Annotated in this window: 22 protein-coding genes; 14 read left to right on the forward strand and 8 right to left on the reverse strand. The window is 70.5% G+C overall.

Annotated elements, in window-relative coordinates:
• Nucleotides 1-85: 85 nt before the first annotated feature.
• From pgl to tkt, 5 genes are read right to left on the reverse strand one after another with little or no spacing between them, the layout of a single operon-like run.
• A complete protein-coding gene (gene pgl, locus NP777_RS12080; RefSeq protein ID WP_256650116.1) occupies nucleotides 86-868 on the reverse strand; it encodes a 6-phosphogluconolactonase in 783 nt (260 codons plus the stop codon).
• Nucleotides 865-2,031: a glucose-6-phosphate dehydrogenase assembly protein OpcA gene (opcA, locus tag NP777_RS12085; protein ID WP_256650117.1), complete on the reverse strand. Its 1,167-nt coding sequence runs from the start codon at nucleotides 2,029-2,031 to the stop codon at nucleotides 865-867. Before opcA ends, pgl begins: the two co-directional genes overlap by 4 nt.
• On the reverse strand, nucleotides 2,028-3,551 hold the full coding sequence (gene zwf / locus NP777_RS12090; protein WP_256650118.1) for a glucose-6-phosphate dehydrogenase: 1,524 nt from the start codon (nucleotides 3,549-3,551) through the stop codon (nucleotides 2,028-2,030). The genes opcA and zwf overlap by 4 nt, the downstream gene beginning before the upstream one ends.
• A 3-nt stretch (nucleotides 3,552-3,554) precedes the next feature.
• A complete protein-coding gene (gene tal, locus NP777_RS12095; protein WP_256650119.1) occupies nucleotides 3,555-4,673 on the reverse strand; it encodes a transaldolase in 1,119 nt (372 codons plus the stop codon).
• 44 nt (nucleotides 4,674-4,717) lie between these two features.
• Entirely contained in the window at nucleotides 4,718-6,796 is a 2,079-nt protein-coding gene (gene tkt, locus NP777_RS12100) for a transketolase (RefSeq protein WP_256650120.1), read from the reverse strand.
• 383 nt (nucleotides 6,797-7,179) lie between these two features.
• Between tkt and NP777_RS12105 the strand changes: the two genes are divergently transcribed.
• From NP777_RS12105 to NP777_RS12115, 3 genes are all read left to right on the forward strand, one after another.
• The gene (locus tag NP777_RS12105; protein ID WP_256650121.1) at nucleotides 7,180-8,130 is read left to right on the forward strand and encodes a heme o synthase; all 951 of its coding nucleotides are present in this window, start codon (nucleotides 7,180-7,182) and stop codon (nucleotides 8,128-8,130) included.
• 24 nt (nucleotides 8,131-8,154) lie between these two features.
• Nucleotides 8,155-8,637 (forward strand): hypothetical protein, encoded by a 483-nt coding sequence (locus NP777_RS12110; RefSeq protein ID WP_308405096.1) that lies wholly within the window; start codon nucleotides 8,155-8,157, stop codon nucleotides 8,635-8,637.
• A gap of 86 nt (nucleotides 8,638-8,723) precedes the next feature.
• Nucleotides 8,724-9,857, forward strand: a complete 1,134-nt coding sequence (locus tag NP777_RS12115) for an amidohydrolase (RefSeq protein ID WP_256650122.1) — start codon at nucleotides 8,724-8,726, stop codon at nucleotides 9,855-9,857.
• Here NP777_RS12115 and NP777_RS12120 read toward each other — a convergent pair.
• From NP777_RS12120 to NP777_RS12130, 3 genes are all read right to left on the reverse strand, one after another.
• Complete coding sequence (locus tag NP777_RS12120) at nucleotides 9,827-10,819, reverse strand: COX15/CtaA family protein (RefSeq protein ID WP_256650123.1); 993 nt, start codon at nucleotides 10,817-10,819, stop codon at nucleotides 9,827-9,829. The two genes, NP777_RS12115 and NP777_RS12120, sit on opposite strands and share 31 nt — an antisense overlap.
• 82 nt (nucleotides 10,820-10,901) lie before the next feature.
• Complete coding sequence (locus NP777_RS12125; RefSeq protein ID WP_256650124.1) at nucleotides 10,902-11,675, reverse strand: ABC transporter permease; 774 nt, start codon at nucleotides 11,673-11,675, stop codon at nucleotides 10,902-10,904.
• A complete protein-coding gene (locus NP777_RS12130; protein WP_256650125.1) occupies nucleotides 11,672-12,598 on the reverse strand; it encodes an ABC transporter ATP-binding protein in 927 nt (308 codons plus the stop codon). Before NP777_RS12130 ends, NP777_RS12125 begins: the two co-directional genes overlap by 4 nt.
• 195 nt (nucleotides 12,599-12,793) lie before the next feature.
• Here NP777_RS12130 and NP777_RS12135 point away from each other — a divergent pair, with 195 nt between their 5' ends.
• The 11 genes from NP777_RS12135 to dapD all read left to right on the forward strand — a co-directional run bounded on the left by NP777_RS12135 (nucleotide 12,794) and on the right by dapD (nucleotide 21,500).
• Complete coding sequence (locus NP777_RS12135) at nucleotides 12,794-13,594, forward strand: helix-turn-helix transcriptional regulator (RefSeq protein WP_256650126.1); 801 nt, start codon at nucleotides 12,794-12,796, stop codon at nucleotides 13,592-13,594.
• Complete coding sequence (sufB, locus tag NP777_RS12140; protein ID WP_037949650.1) at nucleotides 13,591-15,012, forward strand: Fe-S cluster assembly protein SufB; 1,422 nt, start codon at nucleotides 13,591-13,593, stop codon at nucleotides 15,010-15,012. The genes NP777_RS12135 and sufB overlap by 4 nt, the downstream gene beginning before the upstream one ends.
• A 93-nt stretch (nucleotides 15,013-15,105) precedes the next feature.
• On the forward strand, nucleotides 15,106-16,275 hold the full coding sequence (sufD, locus tag NP777_RS12145) for a Fe-S cluster assembly protein SufD (protein WP_256650127.1): 1,170 nt from the start codon (nucleotides 15,106-15,108) through the stop codon (nucleotides 16,273-16,275).
• Entirely contained in the window at nucleotides 16,272-16,595 is a 324-nt protein-coding gene (locus tag NP777_RS12150; protein WP_256650128.1) for a non-heme iron oxygenase ferredoxin subunit, read from the forward strand. Before sufD ends, NP777_RS12150 begins: the two co-directional genes overlap by 4 nt.
• Before the next feature lie 7 nt (nucleotides 16,596-16,602).
• A complete protein-coding gene (gene sufC, locus NP777_RS12155) occupies nucleotides 16,603-17,367 on the forward strand; it encodes a Fe-S cluster assembly ATPase SufC (RefSeq protein ID WP_037949644.1) in 765 nt (254 codons plus the stop codon).
• Nucleotides 17,364-18,620 (forward strand): cysteine desulfurase, encoded by a 1,257-nt coding sequence (locus NP777_RS12160; RefSeq protein WP_256650129.1) that lies wholly within the window; start codon nucleotides 17,364-17,366, stop codon nucleotides 18,618-18,620. Before sufC ends, NP777_RS12160 begins: the two co-directional genes overlap by 4 nt.
• Nucleotides 18,621-18,631: 11 nt before the next feature.
• On the forward strand, nucleotides 18,632-19,096 hold the full coding sequence (gene sufU / locus NP777_RS12165) for a Fe-S cluster assembly sulfur transfer protein SufU (protein ID WP_256650130.1): 465 nt from the start codon (nucleotides 18,632-18,634) through the stop codon (nucleotides 19,094-19,096).
• Nucleotides 19,093-19,431 (forward strand): metal-sulfur cluster assembly factor, encoded by a 339-nt coding sequence (locus NP777_RS12170; protein WP_044577227.1) that lies wholly within the window; start codon nucleotides 19,093-19,095, stop codon nucleotides 19,429-19,431. Before sufU ends, NP777_RS12170 begins: the two co-directional genes overlap by 4 nt.
• A gap of 112 nt (nucleotides 19,432-19,543) precedes the next feature.
• A complete protein-coding gene (locus NP777_RS12175) occupies nucleotides 19,544-19,864 on the forward strand; it encodes a DMT family transporter (RefSeq protein ID WP_256650131.1) in 321 nt (106 codons plus the stop codon).
• Nucleotides 19,864-20,403: a TetR/AcrR family transcriptional regulator gene (locus NP777_RS12180; protein WP_256650132.1), complete on the forward strand. Its 540-nt coding sequence runs from the start codon at nucleotides 19,864-19,866 to the stop codon at nucleotides 20,401-20,403. The genes NP777_RS12175 and NP777_RS12180 overlap by 1 nt, the downstream gene beginning before the upstream one ends.
• Nucleotides 20,404-20,510: 107 nt before the next feature.
• On the forward strand, nucleotides 20,511-21,500 hold the full coding sequence (dapD, locus tag NP777_RS12185; RefSeq protein WP_256650133.1) for a 2,3,4,5-tetrahydropyridine-2,6-dicarboxylate N-succinyltransferase: 990 nt from the start codon (nucleotides 20,511-20,513) through the stop codon (nucleotides 21,498-21,500).
• The last annotated feature ends 51 nt before the right edge of the window (nucleotides 21,501-21,551 follow it).

A 21,551-nucleotide genomic window follows, 5' to 3' on the forward strand; every position in this document is an offset into this window, starting at 1 on the left:
CGACGCGCATAGGAACGATCCCCCGGGCGCTTCGGGCGCCCGGGGGATCGTTCCTGTGCGATACGAGGGTTGTGCGATACGAGGGTTACGGCGAGGCCGGGGGGTACAGCTCGCGCGGCAGCCCCGCCGCCGCGGCCCGGTCCAGCAGCCACAGCGTCCGGCTCCGGCCGCGTGCGCCCGCCGCCGGAGCCTGCAGCTCCCCGGCGCCCGACAGCGCTATCGTGACCGCCTTCGCCTTGTCCTCACCGGCCGCCAGCAGCCACACCTCCCGCGCCGCGCGGATCGCCGGCAGGGTCAGCGAGATCCGTACCGGCGGCGGCTTGGGCGCGCCGCGCACCCCGACCACCATCCGCTCGGTCTCCCGGACGGCGGGCAGCTCGGGGAAGAGCGAGGCCACATGGGTGTCCGGGCCGACGCCGAGCAGCAGCACGTCGAACGACGGCACCGCGCCGTGGTTCTCCGGCCACGCGGCCCCGGCCAGCTCGGCCGCGTACGCCTCGGCCGCCGCGTCCACATCGCCGCCGTGTGGCCCGTCCGACGCGGGCATCGCGTGCACCCGCGCCGGGTCCAGCTCCACCGCGTCCAGCAGCGCCTCGCGGGCCTGGGTGACATTGCGGTCCGCATGGCCGTCGGGCAGGAAGCGCTCATCGCCCCACCACAGGTCCAGCCGCGACCAGTCGACCGCGTCGCGCGCTGGGGAGGCGCCGAGCGCGGCCAGCAGGCCGTTGCCGTTGCGCCCGCCGGTCAGGACGACCGAGGCCGAGCCACGGGCGGCCTGGGCGTCCACGATCTTCGTGATCAGCCGTGCCGCCGCGGCCTGGGCCATCAGCTCCTTGTCGCGGTGGACGACCACCTGTGGTGCGGTCATGTGTCCGCCTTCCTGTCCGCCTTCTGCCCCTGGGACTTCTGTTCCTGGGACTTCGGGGGGTGGGGCTTGGGAACCGGCGGCTGTGCCGGTGCCTGCGGCGGGTTCTTCGGCGCGCCCGGAGCGTGCTCCGACGGCGTCTCCGGATCCCGGGTCGGCAGCGGCGGCAGGTCCGCCCCGGGCGGCACCACCTTGGTCGCCGGGGCGGCCTTGGCGTCCCGCTCCAGCGTCCCCACGCCGCCCTTGCCCAGCTTGCTGACGCCGAACTTCACCGACGACTCGTAGCTCTCGTCGGGGTCCAGCCGGCGCAGTTCCTCGGCGATCAGCTCCGACATCTCACGCCGCTGCAGCGCCACATGCCGGTCGGGCTGGCCCGGCATGGCCAGCTCGGCCAGTGAGCCGTTCGCCCGGTCCAGGCAGATCACGCCGTCGGCCGTCTCCAGCCGCACCGCGGTCAGCCCGGGGCCCTCCGAGACCTGCCGGTCCACCGGCACCCCCAGCCGCTGGGCGAGCCACAGCGCGAGCAGTTCGCTGCTCGGGTTGTACGCCTCGCCCTCGACGACCGCGGAGGTGATCGGGGAGTGCCGCTGGTCCAGGGCCGCGGCCAGGACGCTGCGCCACGGGGTGATCCGGGTCCACGCCAGATCGGTGTCGCCCGGGGTGTACGTGGCGGCCCGCAGCCCGAGGGCCGCCACCGGGTCCTCGGTGGCCTGGGCGTCGGTGATCCGGCGCTGGGCCAGCTGCCCGAGCAGATCCTCGGCCGGGTGCTCCGGGGCGTCCTCCGGCCACCACACCACCACCGGGGCGTCCGGCAGCAGCAGCGGCAGGACCACCGAGTAGGCGTGGTTGGCGAGCTCGCCGTGCAGCCGCAGCAGCACCGTCTCGCCGGTGCCGGTCTCGCCGCCGACCCGCACCTCGGCGTCCATCCGGGCCATCTTGCGGTCGCGCGGCGACCGGCCCGGACGCTTGATGACGACCAGGGTGCGCGAGGGGTGCTCCTTGGACGCCTCGCTCGCCGCCCGCAGCGCGTCGTAGTGGTTGCCCTCGTCGGTGACGATGACGAGGGTGAGCACCATGCCCACGGCCGGGGTACCGGTGGCCCGGCGTGCCTGGACCAGAGCGGAGTTGATCCGGCTGGACGTGGTGTCCGTGAGATCGATGTTCATGGCCGCCGCCAGCTCCGTCCGTCTCGTGCGAGCATCTCGTCCGCGGCTTTCGGCCCCCAGGTCCCGGAGGTGTACTGCTCGGGCCTGCCGTGCTGGTCCCAGAACTCCTCGATCGGGTCCAGGATCCGCCAGGACTGCTCGACCTCCTCATGGCGGGGGAAGAGGTTGGCCTCGCCGAGCAGGACGTCCAGCAGCAGCCGCTCGTACGCCTCGGGGCTGGACTCGGTGAAGGACTCGCCGTACTGGAAGTCCATCGTCACGTCCCGGATCTCCATGGAGGTGCCGGGCACCTTGGAGCCGAACCGGATGGTGACGCCCTCGTCCGGCTGCACCCGGATGACCAGGGCGTTCTGCCCCAGCTCCTGGGTGTCGGTGGCGTCGAAGGGGGAGTGCGGGGCGCGCTGGAAGACCACCGCGATCTCGGTGACCCGCCGCCCCAGCCGCTTGCCGGTGCGCAGATAGAAGGGGACACCCGCCCAGCGGCGGTTGTCGATCTCCAGCTTGATCGCGGCGTAGGTGTCGGTCTTCGAGTGGGGGTCGATGCCCTCCTCCTCGAGGTAGCCGTGCACCTCCTCGCCGCCCTGCCAGCCGGAGGCGTACTGGGCGCGCACCGTGTGCTTGTCCAGGTCCTTGGGCAGCCTGACCGCCCTGAGTGCCTTCAGCTTCTCGGTGACCAGGGAGGACGCGTCGAAGGAGGCGGGCTCCTCCATGGCGGTCAGCGCGAGCAGCTGCAGCAGGTGGTTCTGGATGACGTCGCGGGCCGCGCCGATGCCGTCGTAGTAGCCCGCGCGCCCGCCGATGCCGATGTCCTCGGCCATGGTGATCTGTACATGGTCGACGTACGACCGGTTCCAGATCGGCTCGAACATCGTGTTGGCGAAGCGCAGCGCCAGGATGTTCTGGACCGTCTCCTTGCCCAGGTAGTGGTCGATCCGGAAGACGTCACTGGGCCGGAAGACCTCGTGGACGACCTGGTTGAGATCCTGGGCGCTCTTCAGGTCGTGCCCGAAGGGCTTCTCGATGACCGCGCGCCGCCAGGAGTCGCCCTGCCCGTCCGACAGCCCGTGCTTCTTGAGCTGCTGGACGACGGTGGGGAAGAACTTCGGCGGGACCGACAGATAGAAGGCGAAGTTGCCGCCGGTGCCGCGGGCCTTGTCGAGCTCCTCTATGGTCGCCCGAAGCTGGACGAACGCCTCGTCGTCGTCGAACACGCCGGAGACGAAGCGGAACCCCTCGGCCAGCTGCTGCCAGACCTCCTCGCGGAACGGGGTCCGCGCGTGTTCCTTGACCGCGTCGTGCACGACCTGGGCGAAGTCCTCGTTCTCCCAGTCGCGGCGGGCGAAGCCGACGAGCGAGAAGCCCGGGGGCAGCAGCCCGCGGTTGGCCAGGTCGTAGATGGCCGGCATCAGCTTCTTACGGGACAGGTCGCCCGTGACGCCGAAGATCACGAGGCCGGACGGCCCCGCGATGCGCGGGAGCCGTCGGTCTCGTGGGTCACGCAGCGGATTGCTGCTGCTCACGTTTCACGCCTCCGAGGGTGCGAGGCGCTTGAGCTCCGCCTCGGTGGACTTCAGCAGGTCGTTCCACGAGGACTCGAACTTCTCGACGCCCTCGTCCTCCAGCACCCGGACGACGTCGTCGTAGGAGATCCCGATTCCGGCCAGCGCGTCGAGGTCGGCCTTGGCCTGCTCGTACGTGCCGCGCACGGTGTCGCCGCTGATCTCGCCGTGGTCGGCGACCGCCTCCAGGGTGGCCTCCGGCATGGTGTTGACGGTGCCGGGGGCGACCAGGTCCACGACGTACAGGGTGTCCTTGTACGCCGGGTCCTTCACACCGGTCGAGGCCCACAGCGGACGCTGCTTGTTGGCGTTCGCCCGGTCCAGGACGGCCCAGCGGTCGGAGCTGAAGACCTCCTCGTACGCCTGGTAGGCGAGGCGGGCGTTGGCGACGGCGGCCTTGCCGCGCAGCGCCTTGGCCTCATCGGTGCCGATCTTGTCGATGCGCTTGTCGATCTCGGTGTCCACGCGGGAGACGAAGAAGGACGCCACCGAGTGGATCTTCTGCAGGTCGAGACCCGCGGCCTTGGCCTTCTCCAGACCCGCCAGGAAGGCGTCCATGACCGCGCGGTACCGCTCCAGGGAGAAGATCAGCGTGACATTGACGCTGATGCCCAGGCCGATCACCTCGGTGATCGCGGGCAGCCCCGCCTCGGTCGCCGGGATCTTGATGAAGGTGTTGGGCCGGTCCACCAGCCAGGCCAGCTGCTTGGCTTCGGCGATGGTGGCCGCCGTGTTGTGGGCCAGGCGCGGGTCGACCTCGATGGAGACCCGGCCGTCCTGGCCGCCTGTCGCGTCGTACACCGGCCGGAGGATGTCGGCCGCGTCGCGGACGTCCGCCGTGGTGATCATGCGGACGGCTTCCTCGACGGTGAGCCGGCGGACCGCGAGGTCGGCCACCTGCTGCTGGTAGCCGTCGCCGCCGGAGATCGCCTTCTGGAAGATCGACGGGTTGGTGGTGACGCCTACGACATGCTGCTGGTCGATCAGCTCGGCCAGGTTGCCGGAGGTGATCCTCTTGCGGGAGAGGTCGTCGAGCCAGATCGCGACGCCTTCGTCGGCCAGCCGCTTGAGTGCGTCTGTCATGGGGTGTGTTCTCCTACTCGTCGCACTTACGTCGTCTGTGGGGGTCAGCGCCCGGCGGCGTCGAGGGACTCGCGGGCGGCGGTGACCACGGCCTCGGCGGTGAGGCCGAACTCCCGGAAGAGCACCTTGTAGTCGGCCGAGGCGCCGAAGTGCTCCAGCGAGACGATGCGGCCGGCCTCGCCGACGAAGCGGTACCAGGTCAGGCCGATACCCGCCTCGACGGCCACACGAGCCTTGACGGACGGCGGCAGCACTGTCTCCCGGTACCCCTTGTCCTGCTCCTCGAACCACTCGACCGAGGGCATCGACACAACGCGGGTGGGAATCCCGGCGGCCTGGAGCTGCTCGCGCGCCTCCACGGCGAGGTGCACCTCGGAACCGGTGCCGATGAGGATCACCCGCGGCTCGCCGCCCTCGGCCTCGAAGAGGACGTAGCCGCCCTTGGCGGCGTTCTCGTCGGCCTCGTAGGTCGGCACGTTCTGCCGGGTCAGCGCCAGGCCGTGCGGGGCCGGGTTCGCGGTGTGGCGGCGGGTGATCTCCCGCCAGGCGATGGCCGTCTCGTTGGCGTCGGCCGGGCGGACCACGTTCAGGCCCGGGATGGCGCGCAGCGCGGACAGGTGCTCCACCGGCTGGTGGGTCGGGCCGTCCTCGCCGAGGCCGATGGAGTCGTGCGTCCACACGTAGGTGACCGGCAGCTTCATCAGCGCGGCGAGCCGGACGGCCGGCCGCATGTAGTCGGAGAAGACCAGGAAGGTACCGCCGTAGACCCGGGTGTTGCCGTGCAGCGCGATGCCGTTCATGGTCGAGCCCATGGCGTGCTCGCGGATGCCGAAGTGGATCGTGCGGCCGTACGGGTCGGCCTCCGGCAGCGGGTTGCCCTTCGGGAGGAAGGACGAGGACGCGTCGATCGTGGTGTTGTTGGAGCCCGCGAGGTCGGCGGAGCCGCCCCACAGCTCGGGGAGCACCCCGCCGAGCGCCTTGAGCACCTGGCCGGACGCCTTACGGGTGGCGACGTCCTTGCCCGGCTCGAAGACCGGCACCGTGCTCTCCCAGCCCTCGGGCAGCTCGCCCGCGGTGATCCGGTCGAACAGGGCGGCCCGCTCGGCGTTGGCGTTCCGCCACTCCTGGAGCTTCTTGTCCCAGGCGGCGTGGGCCTCGCGGCCGCGCTCGACCAGGGCGCGGGTGTGGTTGATGACGTCCGTGTCGATCGCGAAGTGCTGCTCGGGGTCGAAGCCGAGGACGCGCTTGGTGGCGGCGACCTCGTCGGCGCCGAGCGCAGAGCCGTGGGACGCCTCGGTGTTCTGCGCGTTCGGGGCGGGCCAGGCGATGATCGTGCGGGCCGCGATGATCGAGGGGCGCTCGGTCTCGGCCTGCGCCGCCTTGAGCGCCGCGTACAGCGCGTGGACGTCGAAGTCACCGTTCTCGGCCTGCTCGATGCGCTGGACGTGCCAGCCGTACGCCTCGTAGCGCTTCAGCACGTCCTCGGAGAGCGCGGTGGCGGTGTCGCCCTCGATCGAGATGTGGTTGTCGTCGTACAGGGCGACGATGTTGCCCAGCCTCTGGTGGCCGGCCAGCGAGGACGCCTCGGCGGAGATGCCCTCCTCCAGGTCGCCGTCGGAGACGATCGCCCAGATGGTGTGGTCGAACGGAGAGGCGCCCTCGGGCGCCTCCGGGTCGAACAGGCCACGCTCGTAGCGGGCGGCCATCGCCATGCCCACCGCGTTGGCGATGCCCTGGCCCAGCGGGCCGGTGGTGGTCTCGACACCGGTGGTGTGGCCGAACTCGGGGTGGCCCGGGGTCTTGCTGCCCCAGGTGCGGAACGACCGCAGATCGTCGAGTTCGAGACCGAAGCCCGCCAGGTACAGCTGGACGTAGAGGGTCAGGCTGGTGTGCCCGGGGGAGAGGACGAAGCGGTCGCGGCCCGCCCAGCCGGCGTCGGAGGGGTCGTGCCGCATCAGCTTTTGGAAGAGCAGGTACGCGGCGGGCGCGAGGCTCATGGCCGTGCCAGGGTGGCCGTTACCGACCTTCTGTACGGAGTCCATGGCCAGGACCCGGGCCGTGTCGACGGCTCGCCGGTCCAGATCGGTCCACTCGAGGTCTGTGGTAGTCGGCTTGGTGCTCACCCTGAGTCAGGGCTCCTCTCCACAATGTCGAAATCCGGTGACCGTATGTACACCGGCGATGTCGAGCCTACCCCTGCTACAACGGTCATCTTTTCGAGTTCCACTCAACGGGATAAGGAACGAATTCCGAGGTTGCCGCATTCCCCCCGGGGCCCGTCCGGAGGGCGTCCCGAGTCCTACGGAAGGCGCCGTTCCGGGCTCTGCCGGGCCCGCCGTCCCCCGGGCGTGGCCGCCTTACGGGCGCCGTGCCGCGTCCCTACAACACGAGGGACCCCGGCGGCGGGCGGCGTATCCGCTACGTCTAGAGTGGCGTGGTACGCGCAAGTCTTTACCGGCTCTTCATGTCCGGTGCTTGCTTGTTCTTGCTTCCACCAGGGGTGTGCGTGACGGCCGTCGAATCCCGTCCTGCGGGGGTGCTCGAGACGAGCGAAACGAGCTCCGGTCACCGGCCGTTCGGGGCCCGTGTCGGGGCGTTCGTGGCGCTGACGAAGCCGCGCGTCATCGAACTGCTGCTGATGACGACAGTGCCGGTCATGTTCCTGGCCGCCCAGGGCGTCCCGGATCTGTGGCTGGTGGTCGCCACCTGCGTCGGCGGTTATCTGTCGGCCGGTGGCGCCGCCGCGTTCAACATGTATTACGACCGGGACATCGACGCGCTGATGGAGCGCACGGCGCAGCGCCCGCTCGTGACCGGCATGGTCTCGCCGCGCGAATGCCTCGTCTTCGCCTTCGCGCTCGCCGCGGGGTCGACGGCCTGGTTCTGGGCGCTGGTCAACCCGCTGTCCGCGATGCTGTCGCTCGGTGCGCTGGCCTTCTACGTCGTCGTCTACACGATGTTGCTCAAGCGCCGCACCTCGCAGAACATCGTCTGGGGCGGCATCGCCGGCTGCATGCCCGTGCTCATCGGCTGGTCCTCGGTGACCAACGAGGTCTCCTGGGCCGCCGTCATCCTCTTCCTCGTCATCTTCTTCTGGACGCCGCCGCACTACTGGCCGCTGTCGATGAAGGTCAAGGACGACTACGAGCGGGCCAGTGTGCCGATGCTGCCGGTGATCGCGGGCAACAAGGTGGTCGCGCGCCAGATCGTCCTCTACAGCTGGGCCATGGTCGGCGTCTCGCTGCTGCTGTGGCCGCTGGGCTACACCGGCTGGTTCTACCCCGTCGTCGCGGCCGTGCTGGGCGGGTTCTGGCTCAAGGAGGCGCACGGTCTCCAGGCCCGCGCCAGGGCCGGGATCACGGGCGCGAAGCTCAAGGAGATGCGGCTGTTCCACTGGTCGATCACCTATGTGTCGCTGCTGTTCGTCGCCGTGGCCGTGGACCCCTTCCTGCGGTGATTACCGGCGGGTAGCATCGGCCGTATGGCAGACACCACCCAGCCGGAGACGCCCGAGAGCGGCGAGTCGGCCGCCCAGTCCTCCGCGCCGGAAGCATCCTCGAAGCCGTCCGAGAAGCCGTCCGAGCTGTCCAAGCCACCCAAGCCGTCCAAGCCGTCCAAGCCGTCCAAGCCGTCCAAGCCCTCCAAGGACGAGAAGCGGGCCGAGCGGCTGGCCCGCCAGATCACGGCCTTCGCCGGGAGCCACGGCGGCGCCGAGGGGCAGATCGCCCACATCGGGCGCGGCGCCGTCCGGATCGCCCTCGTCGGCGCCGACGGCGAATGGGGCGTCCTGGTGGCCCCCTCCCGGGACGGCGCGCGGCGCGCCGCCGAGCTCGCCGGGCTGACCCTCCAGGACGACTTCGACGGCGAGCTCGCCGCCAAGGTCCGCACCGGTCCTTACGAGTGGACGCGCATGGCGGGCATCCAGCTCGGCGGACCCGGCAACCCTCCGGCAGCCGCCTCGTAGAACGCCTGAGAACGGGTCCGGCGACACCTCGTGCCCCTTCCGTCCGTTAAGCCCGTCGATGCCGGAGGGCGAGGAGGGCGGCGGCGATGCACGAGGCGACGGACTCCCCGGACACCGTGGGCCCGCCGACCGGCCCGGTCCCCCGTGACGGGCCGGCGGCGGCGGGGCCGATCACCCTGCCGCCGCTGGTCGACCAGCACAGCCACGGCACGGTGGACGGCGAGCTGGGAGTGGGCTCGTTCGAGACCCATCTGGCGGCGGCCGCCGGGTCGGGCGCGGCCCCGGCCGGCACCACCTTCTTCGACAGCTGGACCGGCCTCGCGGTACGCCGCTGGTGCCCCCCGCTGCTGGGCATGGAGCCCCACTGCGCGCCCGTCAGCTATCTCGCCCGCCGCCGTGAGCTGGGCGCCTACCGCGCCGCGCGGCTGCTGCTGCGCGGCGCCGGCATCGGCACCTTCCTGCTGGAGTCCGGCGCCCGGGACGACCTCAGCACCCCGGACGAACTGGCCGCGGCCGCCGACGGCACGGTCCTCGAGGTGGTACGCCTGGAGCCGCTGGCCGAGCAGGTCGCCGACACCTCCGGCACGGTCGACGCCTTCATCGGCAACACCGCGGAGGCGCTGTACGCGGCGGCCCAGCACGCGACCGCCTTCGCCATGGGGATCGCCTTCTGCGACGAGATCCCGCCCGACCCGCGCGAGGTGCGGCGCGCCGCCGCCCGCTGGCTCGCGCTCACCGTCCGCCCGGCCCGGGACCGCGCCCCCGACCCCGCGCTCGCCCAGCATCTGCTGTGGAGCGCCGTGGCGACCGGCCTTCCGGTGCAGCTGCACTGCGCCGATCCGCAGTCGCTCGTCGGCTTCCTGCGTGCCACGGCGGGGTTCGGCACCGATTTGGTGCTGTTGCCGGACCGGCCGCACCACCGGCGGGCGGCCCAGCTCGCCGCGGCCTTCCCGCACGTCTACGCGGACGCCGGGCCGCGGCCCGGGGAGACCCTGGGCGAGGCGCCGTTCGGCAAGCTGCTGTTCTCGACGGGCGCGCGGGCGCTGCCCGAGCTGTATGTGACCGCGGCCCGGCTGTTCGGCCAGGCCATGGCCCGGCTGGCGGAGGAGTGGGTCGGCGAGGGGATCTGCACCCGGCCCGAGGCCCAGCGGATCGCCGGGCTGGTCGCGGCCGGGACCGCGCGCCGGGTCTACCGGCTGGACGCGGCCGGCTCGGGCTGAACGGTCTCGTGGTCGCCGCTGGGGGCGGGCACGGCCGCCGGGAGCGCGGCGCGCTCGCGCTGGGCGAGCAGCACCCGCAGCACCGCGATCCACACCAGGCAGGAGCCGAGCATATGGATGCCGACGACGACCTCGGGCAGATGGGTGAAGTACTGCACGTACCCGACCACGCCCTGGGCGAGCAGCACGACCAGGAGCTCCAGGACCGTACGGCGCTGGGCGGCGGGGGCCTTCACGGCCCGCAGGGTGAACCACAGGGCGACGGTGAGGCCCAGCACGATGTAGACGAAGTCCACGTGCAGCTGGGTGATCTCCTGCCAGTTCAGCGGGATGCGGTGCACCTTACGGGCGTCACCGGCGTGCGGGCCCGCGCCGGTGACCACCGTGCCGATCAGGATCAGCGCCAGGGCCGCGCCGACCAGCAGCCAGGTCAGCTGGCGTACCGGTCGGGCGATGAGGTCGCGTGGCTCGCCGTCACCCTCGCGGGCCCGCTGCCAGACCACCATCGCGACCGTGAGGAGCGCGGAGGACAGCAGGAAGTGCGAGCTGACGATGTACGGGTTGAGTCCGGTGAGGACCACGATGCCCCCGACGACGGCGTTGCCCATCACGATCCAGAACTGGGCCCAGCCCAGCCGGGTGAGGGAGCGGCGGACCGGCGTGCGGGCCCGAGCGGCGATGATCAGCACACCGACGAAGACGCACAGGACGTACGTCAGCATGCGGTTGGTGAACTCGATGACGCCGTTGATGCCCATGTCGGCGGTGGGCGTCAGGCTGGACGGGGTGCACTTGGGCCAGGTGTCACAGCCCAGGCCGGACTGGGTGAGCCGGACCGCGCCCCCGGTCACCACGATGACCACGGCCATCACCACGGTGGCCAGCGCGGCCCGCTCCACGAAGCGCGCGGAGGGCTGCCAGCGCCGGGCGATCAGCTCGAACGGATTCAGCGAATTCGGCACCCGCCCATCGTAGGCCGCCGCTTGTGCAGCTTTTCACGAGGGGTTGTGTTTCGGTAAAGCCGCAGGTCCGGGGCTCGACCGGTTACTCCCAGCGGAAGAAGCGGGCCGCCGCGCCCAGCCCCAGCACCGCCCAGACCGCCAGGATCCCCAGATCCCGCCACGGCATCCCGGCCCCGTCCTGGAGGACGTTCCGCAGCCCGCCGGAGAGCGCCGAGATCGGCAGCAGCTCCAGCGCGCTCCGCACGCCGCCCGGGAACTTGTCCAGCGACACGATGACGCCACCGGCCACGAGCAGCAGCAGGAAGACCAGATTGGCGGCGGCCAGGGTCGCCTCGGCCTTCAGGGTGCCCGCCATCAGCAGCCCGAGGCCGGAGAACGCCGCGGTGCCGAGGATCAGCAGCAGCGCCACGGAGAGCGGGTCGCCGTGCGGCGACCAGCCGAGCGCCAGCGCGATCGCGGTCAGCAGCACGATCTGCATCACCTCGGTGACCAGCACCGCGCAGGTCTTGGCGGCCATCAGCCCCCACCGCGGCAGCGGTGAGACCGCGAGCCGCTTGAGCACGCCGTAGCGCCGCTCGAAGCCGGTGGCGATGGCCTGTCCGGTGAACGCCGTGGACAGCACGGCGAGCGCCAGCACACCGGGCGCCAGGAAGTCCACGGTGCTGCCGTCGGCACCGGTGTCGACGATGTCGACGGTGCTGAAGAGCACCAGCACCAGGGACGGGATGACGACGGTCAGCAGCAGCTGCTCACCGTTGCGCAGCAGCATCCGGGTCTCCAGCGCGGCCTGCGCCCGGATCATCCGCGGCAGCGGGGCCGCCCCCGGCTTGGGGAGAAAAGTGCCCGTGGCGGTCACGCTCGCAGCTCCTTACCGGTGAGCTCCAGGAAGACGTCCTCGAGGGTGTGCTGCTCGACCGAGATCCGGTCCGGCATCACCCCGTTCTGCGCGCACCACGAGGTGACGGTGGCCAGCATCTGGGGGTTGACCTTGCCGGTGACGCGGTACGAGCCGGGCGTCAGCTCGGCGGCCGTTGAGTCGGCGGGCAGCGCCTTGAGCAGCGAGGCCAGGTCGAGCGCGGGGCGGCCGACGAAGCGGAGGGTGTTCTCGGCGCCGCCCCGGCACAGCTCCTCCGGGGTGCCCCGGGCGATCACCTTGCCGCCGTCGATGATCGCCACGTCGTCGGCGAGCTGCTCGGCCTCGTCCATGTAGTGGGTCGTCAGCATCACGGTGACCCCGTCGTCCCGCAGATCGCGGATGAGGTCCCAGGTGGCGCGGCGGGCCTGCGGATCGAGTCCGGCGGTCGGCTCGTCGAGGAAGACCAGCTCGGGGCGGCCGACGACGGCCATGGCGAGCGCGAGCCGCTGCTGCTGGCCCCCGGAGAGCCGCCGGTAGGTGGTCCGGCCGCAGGAGCCGAGGCCGAGCCGCTCGATCAGCAGAGTCACCTCCACCGGATGCGCGTGCAGGGAGGCGGTGTGGCGCAGCATCTCTTCTGCGCGTGCGCCGGAATAAACGCCTCCGGACTGGAGCATCACCCCGACCCGGGGGCGCAGCGCCGGGGCGTCCGCGACCGGGTCGAGCCCGAATATCCGGACCGTCCCGGCGTCGGGGCGGCGGTACCCCTCGCAGGTCTCGACGGTGGTGGTCTTACCGGCTCCGTTGGGGCCCAGTACGGCGGTCACGGTTCCCCGGCCGACGGACAGATCGAGCCCGTCGACCGCGGTCTTCGGGCCGTACCGCTTGACCAGGCCGACGATGTCGACCGCGGGCTCTTCTCGCATGCCCGGCAGTCTACGAATCGCCGGGCCGTCCGTGGGCGGCAGGGCCGAAAGCCGTGGCGCCCGCCATGCGGGCCCGGACGCGTCGCCGCAGGTGAGCCCCGGTCTCGGACTTAGGCAGACCTAAGTGATGTAACCCACCGGAACCGGCGAACTCCTCGCTTGTGGATCGCCGGAGAATTACGCAACAATGGCGTTGTGAAATACGCGAGCGAGGCTCCGAACGAACGCGCGGCCGAAGCGGCCGCGCGGTCCGGCACGCCCGCGTCCGCTCCGGAAGAGCAGCACGGCACCCGCAACCGGGTGGCGCGCTCCATCCTCGACCACGGTCCCTCCACCGCGGCGGAGCTCGCCCTGCGGCTGGAGCTGACCCAGGCGGCCGTCCGCCGTCACCTGGACACCCTCGTCGCCGACGGCGTCGTCGAGCCCCGAGAGAAGAGGGTGTACGGGGCGCGGGGGCGCGGCCGCCCGGCCAAGGTCTTCGCGCTCACCGACTGCGGTCGTGACGCCTTCGACCAGGCCTACGACAAGCTCGCCGTCGACGCTCTCCGCTGGATCGAGCAGAGCGCCGGGGGCGGCGAGGCGGGGCGTGCCGCGGTCGCGGCGTTCGCCCGCGCCAGGCTCGCCGCCCAGGCGGAGGGGTACCGCGGCGCCGTCGAGGCCGCCGCCCCCGGCAGCCGCACCGAAGCGCTCGCCGGAGCACTCTCCGCGGACGGGTACGCTGCTACGGCGCGCAGCGCGCCGGTCGGCGAACAGCTCTGCCAGCACCACTGCCCGGTCGCCCACGCAGCCGAGCGATATCCGCAGCTGTGTGAGGCGGAGACCGAGGTCTTCTCCCAGCTGCTCGGAACCCATGTGCAGCGTCTGGCCACCATCGCCCATGGCGATGGGGTGTGCACGACGTTCGTTCCGAAGACCGGCAAGGTCGAGAAGACCGACACCAGCACCACCAAGACCACCACCGCATCTGCCAGCACGGCCGGGAGGAACCCCGAATGACTCTCCCCACGGAGACCGCTCACCCCGAGCTCGAGGGCCTGGGCAACTACGAGTACGGCTGGGCCGACTCCGACGTGGCCGGCGCCTCGGCCAAGCGCGGCCTCTCCGAGGAGGTCGTACGCGACATCTCGGCGAAGAAGTCCGAGCCGGAGTGGATGCTCAAGCTCCGTCTGAAGGGCCTGCGGCTCTTCGACAAGAAGCCCATGCCCACCTGGGGCTCGGACCTGTCGGGTATCGACTTCGACAACATCAAGTACTTCGTCCGCTCCACCGAGCAGCAGGCCGCCTCCTGGGAGGACCTGCCCGAGGACATCAAGAACACGTACGACAAGCTGGGCATCCCGGAGGCCGAGAAGCAGCGCCTCGTCGCGGGTGTCGCGGCCCAGTACGAGTCCGAGGTCGTCTACCACCAGATCCGTGAGGACCTGGAGGAGCAGGGCGTCATCTTCCTGGACACCGACACCGCGCTCAAGGAGCACCCGGAGCTCTTCAAGGAGTACTTCGGCACCGTGATCCCGGCGGGCGACAACAAGTTCGCCTCGCTGAACACGGCGGTCTGGTCCGGCGGCTCGTTCATCTACGTGCCGAAGGGCGTGCACGTGGAGATCCCGCTGCAGGCGTACTTCCGCATCAACACCGAGAACATGGGCCAGTTCGAGCGGACGCTGATCATCGTCGACGAGGACGCCTACGTCCACTACGTCGAGGGCTGCACCGCGCCGATCTACAAGTCGGACTCGCTGCACTCCGCGGTCGTCGAGATCATCGTCAAGAAGGGCGCCCGCTGCCGCTACACGACCATCCAGAACTGGTCGAACAACGTCTACAACCTGGTCACCAAGCGCGCCGTGGCCTACGAGGGCGCGACCATGGAGTGGGTCGACGGCAACATCGGCTCCAAGGTGACCATGAAGTACCCCGCCGTCTACCTGATGGGCGAGCACGCCAAGGGCGAGACCCTGTCCATCGCCTTCGCGGGCGAGGGCCAGCACCAGGACGCCGGCGCCAAGATGGTCCACATGGCCCCGCACACCTCGTCGAACATCGTCTCCAAGTCGGTGGCGCGCGGCGGTGGCCGCACCTCCTACCGCGGTCTGATCGAGATCGGCGAGGGTGCCGAGGGCTCCAAGTCCAATGTGCTGTGCGACGCCCTGCTCGTCGACACGATCTCCCGCTCGGACACCTACCCGTATGTGGACGTCCGCGAGGACGACGTGTCCATGGGCCATGAGGCGACCGTCTCCAAGGTCAGCGACGACCAGCTCTTCTACCTGATGAGCCGCGGTCTGTCCGAGGACGAGGCCATGGCGATGATCGTGCGCGGCTTCGTCGAGCCGATCGCGCGCGAGCTGCCCATGGAGTACGCGCTGGAGCTCAACCGGCTGATCGAGCTGCAGATGGAGGGCGCGGTCGGCTGACGCCACCCCCCTCCCCGCCCGGCGGGGGCCGAGGTCCTCCGTCCGGGCACCCCATTCAGGCCCATCAGGCAGAAAGAGAGCAGTACGACAGCCATGGCTGAAACCATCCCGGCCGGATCCACCACGGACGGCGTCATCCAGGTGGGCCAGCCCACCGATGCCCGGGTCAGCGCGCTCGCGTCGTACGACGTGGCCGACTTCCCGGTGCCCCTTGGCCGCGAGGAGGAGTGGCGGTTCACCCCCCTGGAGCGGCTGCGCGGTCTCCACGACGGCACGGCCGTCGCCGACGGCGGTGTCAGGGTCGAGGTGACCGCCCCGGAGGGCGTCACGGTCGAGACCGTGGGCCGTGACGACGCGCGCCTGGGGAAGGCCGGCAAGCCGGTGGACCGGGTGGCGGCCCAGGCGTACAGCTCCTTCGAGAAGGCGTCGATCGTCTCGGTGCCCAAGGAGACGGTGCTCACCGAGCCGGTGCGGATCGCCGTGCACGGCGAGGGTGGCACCGCCTTCGGCCACCAGGTGGTCGAGATCGGCGCCTTCGCCGAGGCGGTCGTGGTCATCGACCACACCGGTGACGCCACGGTCGCCGCCAATGTGGAGTACCTGATCGGCGACGGCGCCAAGCTCACCGTGGTCTCGGTCCAGGACTGGGACGACACCGCGGTCCACGCCGGTCAGCACACCGCGCTGGTCGGCCGGGACGCCACCTTCAAGTCCGTGGTCGTCACCTTCGGCGGCGATCTGGTGCGGCTCCACCCGCGGGTCGTCTACGGCGCCCCGGGCGGTGAGGCCGAGCTCTACGGCCTGTACTTCACCGACAACGGCCAGCACCAGGAGCACCGGCTCTTCATCGACCACGACACCCCGCACTGCCGCAGCAACGTGGCCTACAAGGGCGCGCTGCAGGGCGCGGAGGCGCACGCGGTGTGGATCGGCGACGTGCTGATCCGGGCCGCCGCGGAGGGCACCGACACCTACGAGCTCAACCGCAACCTGGTCCTCACCGACGGCGCCCGCGTCGACTCGGTGCCGAACCTGGAGATCGAGACCGGTGAGATCGTCGGCGCCGGTCACGCGAGCGCGACCGGCCGCTTCGAGGACGAGCAGCTGTTCTACCTGATGGCGCGCGGCATCCCGGCCGATGAGGCCCGCCGTCTGGTGGTCCGCGGCTTCTTCGCCGAGCTCGTCCAGCAGATCGGGATCCCCGAGCTGGAGGAGCGGCTCATCGACAAGATCGAGGCCGAGCTGGAGGCGTCCGTAGGATGACCCCGACCTTCGTACGCGTCTGTGCGCTGGACGAACTCGAGGAAGACACCCCCAAGCGGGTCGAGCTCGAGGGCGTGCCCGTCGCTCTTGTGCGCACCGAGGGCGAGGTGTTCGCGGTCAACGACATCTGCTCGCACGCGAACGTCTCGCTGTCCGAGGGCGAGGTGGAGGACTGCCAGATCGAGTGCTGGCTGCACGGCTCCAGCTTCGACCTGCGCTCCGGCAAGCCGTCCGGCCTCCCCGCGACGCGCCCGATCCCCGTATACCCCGTAAAGATCGAAGGGGACGATGTGCTCGTCTCCGTCACCCAGGAGTCCTGAGGCACCCATGGCCACGCTTGAGATCCACGACCTGCACGTTTCCGTCGACGCCGAGGGCGGCCCCCGCGAGATCCTGCGCGGTGTCGACCTGACCGTGAAGCAGGGCGAGACGCACGCCATCATGGGCCCCAACGGCTCCGGCAAGTCCACCCTGGCCTACTCGCTCGCCGGTCACCCGAAGTACACGGTCACCGGCGGCACCGTGACGCTGGACGGCGAGGACGTGCTCGCGATGTCCGTCGACGAGCGCGCCCGCGCCGGTGTCTTCCTCGCCATGCAGTACCCGGTCGAGGTCCCCGGCGTCTCGGTCTCCAACTTCCTGCGTACCTCCGCGACCGCGATCCGCGGCGAGGCGCCCAAGCTGCGCACCTGGGTGAAGGAGGTCAAGGAGGCCATGGAGCGCCTCCACATCGACCCCTCCTTCGCCGAGCGGAATGTGAACGAGGGCTTCTCCGGCGGTGAGAAGAAGCGCCACGAGATCCTCCAGCTGGAGCTGCTGAAGCCGGCCATCGCGATCCTCGACGAGACCGACTCCGGCCTCGACGTGGACGCGCTGCGGGTGGTCTCCGAGGGCGTCAACCGGGTCCGCGAGTCCGGCCAGGTGGGCACCCTGCTGATCACCCACTACACCCGCATCCTGCGGTACATCAAGCCCGACCACGTCCACGTCTTCGCGGCGGGCCGGATCGCCGAGTCCGGCGGTCCCGAGCTCGCCGACAAGCTGGAGGAAGAGGGCTACGAGGAGTACGTGAAGGGAGGCGCGTCCGAGTGACACAGTTGCCGGGCCTCCTCGACACCGAGGCGATCCGCAAGGACTTCCCGATCCTGGACCGGGTCGTCCACGACGGCCAGCGGCTCGTCTACCTGGACAACGCGGCGACCTCGCAGAAGCCGCGCCAGGTGCTGGACGTGCTGAACGACTACTACGAGCGCTCCAACGCCAATGTGCACCGGGGCGTCCATGTGCTCGCCGAGGAGGCCACGGCGCTGTACGAGGGCGCCCGCGACAAGGTCGCCGCCTTCATCAACGCTCCCAGCCGCGACGAGGTGATCTTCACCAAGAACGCGTCGGAGTCGCTGAACCTGGTCGCCAACATGCTCGGCTGGGCCGATGAGCCCTACCGGGTGGACCAGGACACCGAGATCGTCATCACCGAGATGGAGCACCACTCCAACATCGTTCCGTGGCAGCTGCTCTCGCAGCGCACCGGAGCGAAGCTGAAGTGGTTCGGCCTCACCGAGGACGGCCGCCTCGACCTGTCGGAGATAGAGCAGATCATCACCGAGAAGACCAAGGTCGTCTCGTTCGTGCTGGTCTCCAACATCCTCGGCACGGTCAACCCGGTCGAGGCGATCGTCCGCCGCGCCCAGGACGTCGGCGCCCTCGTGGTGATCGACGCCTCCCAGGCCGCCCCGCACATGGCGCTGGACGTACAGGCGCTCCAGGCCGACTTCGTGGCCTTCACCGGCCACAAGATGTGCGGGCCGACCGGTATCGGGGTGCTGTGGGGCCGCCACGAGCTGCTGGAGGACCTGCCTCCGTTCCTCGGCGGCGGCGAGATGATCGAGACCGTCTCGATGCACTCGTCCACCTACGCCCCGGCGCCGCACAAGTTCGAGGCCGGTACGCCCCCGATCGCCCAGGCCGTCGGCCTCGGCGCGGCCGTGGACTACCTCACCTCGATCGGCATGGACAACATCGCCCGCCATGAGCACGCCCTTACTCAGTACGCGGTCGGCAGGCTCCTGGAGGTGCCGGACCTGCGCATCATCGGCCCCACCACGGCCGAGGAGCGCGGTGCCACGATCTCCTTCACGCTCGGTGACATCCACCCCCACGATGTGGGCCAGGTGCTGGACGAGCAGGGGATCGCGGTCCGGGTCGGTCACCACTGCGCCCGCCCCGTATGCCTGCGCTACGGAATTCCGGCGACCACCCGAGCGTCGTTCTATCTGTACTCCACGCCGGCCGAGGTCGATGCCTTGGTGGAGGGCCTGGAGCATGTACGGAACTTCTTCGGGTAGGGGCGTGCCGCGTGAAGCTGGATTCGATGTACCAGGACGTGATCCTGGACCACTACAAGAACCCCCATGGCCGGGGGTTGAGGAACGGCGACGCAGAGGTACATCACACCAACCCCACCTGCGGCGACGAGATCACGCTGCGGGTGCGGCTTGACGGCGACACCATCAAGGACGTGAGCTACGAGGGGCAGGGCTGTTCCATCAGCCAGGCCAGCGCCTCGGTGCTCAACGAGCTGCTGGTGGGCAAGGAGCTGGCCGAGGCCCGCAAGATCCAGGAGACCTTCCTGGAGCTGATGCAGTCCAGGGGCAAGACCGAGCCGGACGATGCCATGGAGGAGGTGCTGGAGGACGCGATCGCGTTCGCCGGTGTCTCCAAGTACCCGGCCCGGGTGAAATGCGCCCTGCTGAGCTGGATGGCCTGGAAGGACGCCACGGCGCAGGCACTGGGCGAGACCGCCGGAGGGAAGACCGCATGAGTGAGAACGTGACCACCACCACCAAACCGGCCAGCGAGGAAGAGGTCCGCGAGGCCCTGTACGACGTCGTGGACCCCGAGCTGGGCATCGATGTGGTCAACCTCGGCCTGGTCTACGGCATCCATGTCGACGACGGCAATATCGCCACCATCGACATGACGCTGACCTCGGCGGCCTGTCCGCTGACCGATGTCATCGAGGACCAGGCCAAGTCCGCGACCGACGGCATCGTGAACGAGCTGCGGATCAACTGGGTCTGGATGCCGCCGTGGGGCCCGGACAAGATCACCGACGATGGGCGTGAGCAGCTGCGGGCGCTCGGCTTCAACGTCTGACGGCTCGTCTCCTGGGCTCTGTGAGCGGCCCCCGCGCTTCGGCGCGGGGGCCGTTTCGTATGTCGTGGATCGTTGCGTACGGCCGTACGCAATGCTGTGTACACTTGTACGCATGGGATATGTGACGCTCTCCGGGGCCATCCTGGCCGAGATCCTGGCGACCACCTCGATGAAATACACCGAGGGTTTCAGCAAGCTGTGGCCCTCGCTGGCCACCGGAGCGGGCTATCTGCTGTCCTTCGCGCTGCTCGCGCACACGCTCAAGACCATCTCCGTCAGTACCGCCTACGCCATATGGGCCGGGGCCGGGACCGCCGTGATCGCCGCGATCGGCATGCTCTTCCTGGGGGAGGCGATGACCGCCGCCAAGGTGCTCGGCGTGCTGCTGGTCATCGCCGGAGTGGTGGTGCTCAATCTGAACGGCGCCCACTGATGGGCCGCCGCTACGACCCCGAGCGGCGGCAGCGGATCATCGACGCCGCGATCGCGGTGGTGGGGGAGCATGGCATCGGGGCGCTCAGCCATCGGTCCGTGGCGGCCGCGGCGGATGTGCCGCTCGGATCGACCACGTACCACTTCGCGACCCTCGACGATCTGCTGGTCGCCGCCCTGGAGCAGCTCAGTGCCGAGTGGGTGGCCGATATGGAGCACTGGGAGCGCGATACGGCCTCCGAGATGCCGCTCGCGGACGCGATGGCGGGCCTGATGGAGCGGCTGCTGGAGCGGAACCGGAAGCGGCTGGAGCTGGAGTACGAGCTGTACGTTGCCGCCCTGCGCCGCACCCCGGTGCGGCCGATCGTCTCCGCGTACCTCGATGACACGGCCGCCCAGGTCGTCCGCCGCACCGGCGACCTCGGCATCGCGCGGGCGACGGTGGCGCTGTTCGACGGGCTGCTGTTGCAGTTGCTGCTGACCGGCCGCCCGTTCGACCGGGACGAGGCGCGGGCGGCGTTCGAGCGGGTGACCGGCTGAGAGGTCTCGGCGACGGGTCGCTGAGGCGAGTCGCCGAGGTGGGTCTCGGAGATCGCTCGCTGAGACCGGTTCGCCTCCCGGGCCCGGCTCCGGTTAGCGTTCTGACCATGACCGATGCACCCACTACCGCCCCCACCGGCGCCGTCGCCGCCGGTCTCGCCACCCTCACCGAGGACGGCACCGTCCTGGACACCTGGTTCCCGGCCCCCGAGCTGACCGCCGAGCCCGGTCCGGCCGGGACCGAGCGGCTCGACGCCGAGCGCACCACCCAGCTGCTGGGCGAGACCGCCCTCAAGGCGGTCGGACCGGACCCCCGGCGCGGCGTCGAGGTCGTCGCCGTCCGCACGGTCATCGCCTCGCTGGACGAGAAGCCCAGGGACGCGCACGACGTCTATCTGCGGCTGCATCTGCTCAGCCACCGGCTGGTCAAGCCGCACGGCCTGAGCCTGGACGGCCAGTTCGGCCTGCTCGCCAATGTCGCCTGGACCTCGCTCGGTCCGGTCGCCGCCGACCAGGTGGAGCGGGCCCGGCTCGGCGCCCGCGCCGAGGGGCTGCAGCTGTCGGTGACCAGTGTCGACAAGTTCCCCCGGATGACCGACTACGTCGTCCCCGCCGGCGTCCGCATCGGCGACGCCGACCGGGTCCGCCTCGGCGCCCACCTCGCCCCCGGGACCACGGTCATGCACGAGGGCTTCGTCAACTTCAACGCCGGGACGCTCGGCACCTCCATGGTCGAGGGCCGGATCAGCGCGGGCGTCGTGGTCGGCGACGGCTCCGACATCGGCGGTGGCGCCTCGATCATGGGCACCCTCTCCGGCGGCGGCAAGCAGACGATCACCATCGGCGAGCGCTGCCTGCTGGGCGCCGAGGCGGGCCTGGGCATCTCGCTCGGCGACGACTGCATCGTCGAGGCGGGGCTGTATGTCACGGCGGGCACCCGCATCACGCTCCCGGACGGCAAGATCGTCAAGGCCCTGGAGCTCTCCGGCGTCAACAACCTCCTCTTCCGCCGCAACTCCATCACCGGCACGGTCGAGGCGTTGCCCCGGACCGGTTCCTGGGGCGGGCTGAACGAGGCGCTGCACAGCCACAACTGAGGTTGGGCGCGCTGGGTTTCGTCGCGGGGTGCGGGGGCAGCGGCCCCCGCA

It is taken from the genome of Streptomyces rugosispiralis (genome assembly GCF_024505145.1).
GTDB classification, from domain to species: Bacteria; Actinomycetota; Actinomycetes; order Streptomycetales; family Streptomycetaceae; genus Streptomyces; species Streptomyces rugosispiralis.

Excerpts from the sequence above, each read along its gene's own strand:
- sufD (WP_256650127.1), top strand. The coding sequence starts at position 15,106 with ATGGCTGAAACCATCCCGGCCGGATCCACCACGGACGGCGTCATCCAG.
- NP777_RS12130 (WP_256650125.1), bottom strand. The coding sequence starts at position 12,598 with ATGCGAGAAGAGCCCGCGGTCGACATCGTCGGCCTGGTCAAGCGGTAC.
- sufC (WP_037949644.1), top strand. The coding sequence starts at position 16,603 with ATGGCCACGCTTGAGATCCACGACCTGCACGTTTCCGTCGACGCCGAG.
- NP777_RS12110 (WP_308405096.1), top strand. The coding sequence starts at position 8,155 with ATGGCAGACACCACCCAGCCGGAGACGCCCGAGAGCGGCGAGTCGGCC.
- NP777_RS12180 (WP_256650132.1), top strand. The coding sequence starts at position 19,864 with ATGGGCCGCCGCTACGACCCCGAGCGGCGGCAGCGGATCATCGACGCC.
- dapD (WP_256650133.1), top strand. The coding sequence starts at position 20,511 with ATGACCGATGCACCCACTACCGCCCCCACCGGCGCCGTCGCCGCCGGT.
- NP777_RS12170 (WP_044577227.1), top strand. The coding sequence starts at position 19,093 with ATGAGTGAGAACGTGACCACCACCACCAAACCGGCCAGCGAGGAAGAG.
- NP777_RS12175 (WP_256650131.1), top strand. The coding sequence starts at position 19,544 with ATGGGATATGTGACGCTCTCCGGGGCCATCCTGGCCGAGATCCTGGCG.
- sufB (WP_037949650.1), top strand. The coding sequence starts at position 13,591 with ATGACTCTCCCCACGGAGACCGCTCACCCCGAGCTCGAGGGCCTGGGC.
- opcA (WP_256650117.1), bottom strand. The coding sequence starts at position 2,031 with ATGAACATCGATCTCACGGACACCACGTCCAGCCGGATCAACTCCGCT.
- NP777_RS12150 (WP_256650128.1), top strand. The coding sequence starts at position 16,272 with ATGACCCCGACCTTCGTACGCGTCTGTGCGCTGGACGAACTCGAGGAA.
- tal (WP_256650119.1), bottom strand. The coding sequence starts at position 4,673 with ATGACAGACGCACTCAAGCGGCTGGCCGACGAAGGCGTCGCGATCTGG.
- pgl (WP_256650116.1), bottom strand. The coding sequence starts at position 868 with ATGACCGCACCACAGGTGGTCGTCCACCGCGACAAGGAGCTGATGGCC.
- NP777_RS12115 (WP_256650122.1), top strand. The coding sequence starts at position 8,724 with ATGCACGAGGCGACGGACTCCCCGGACACCGTGGGCCCGCCGACCGGC.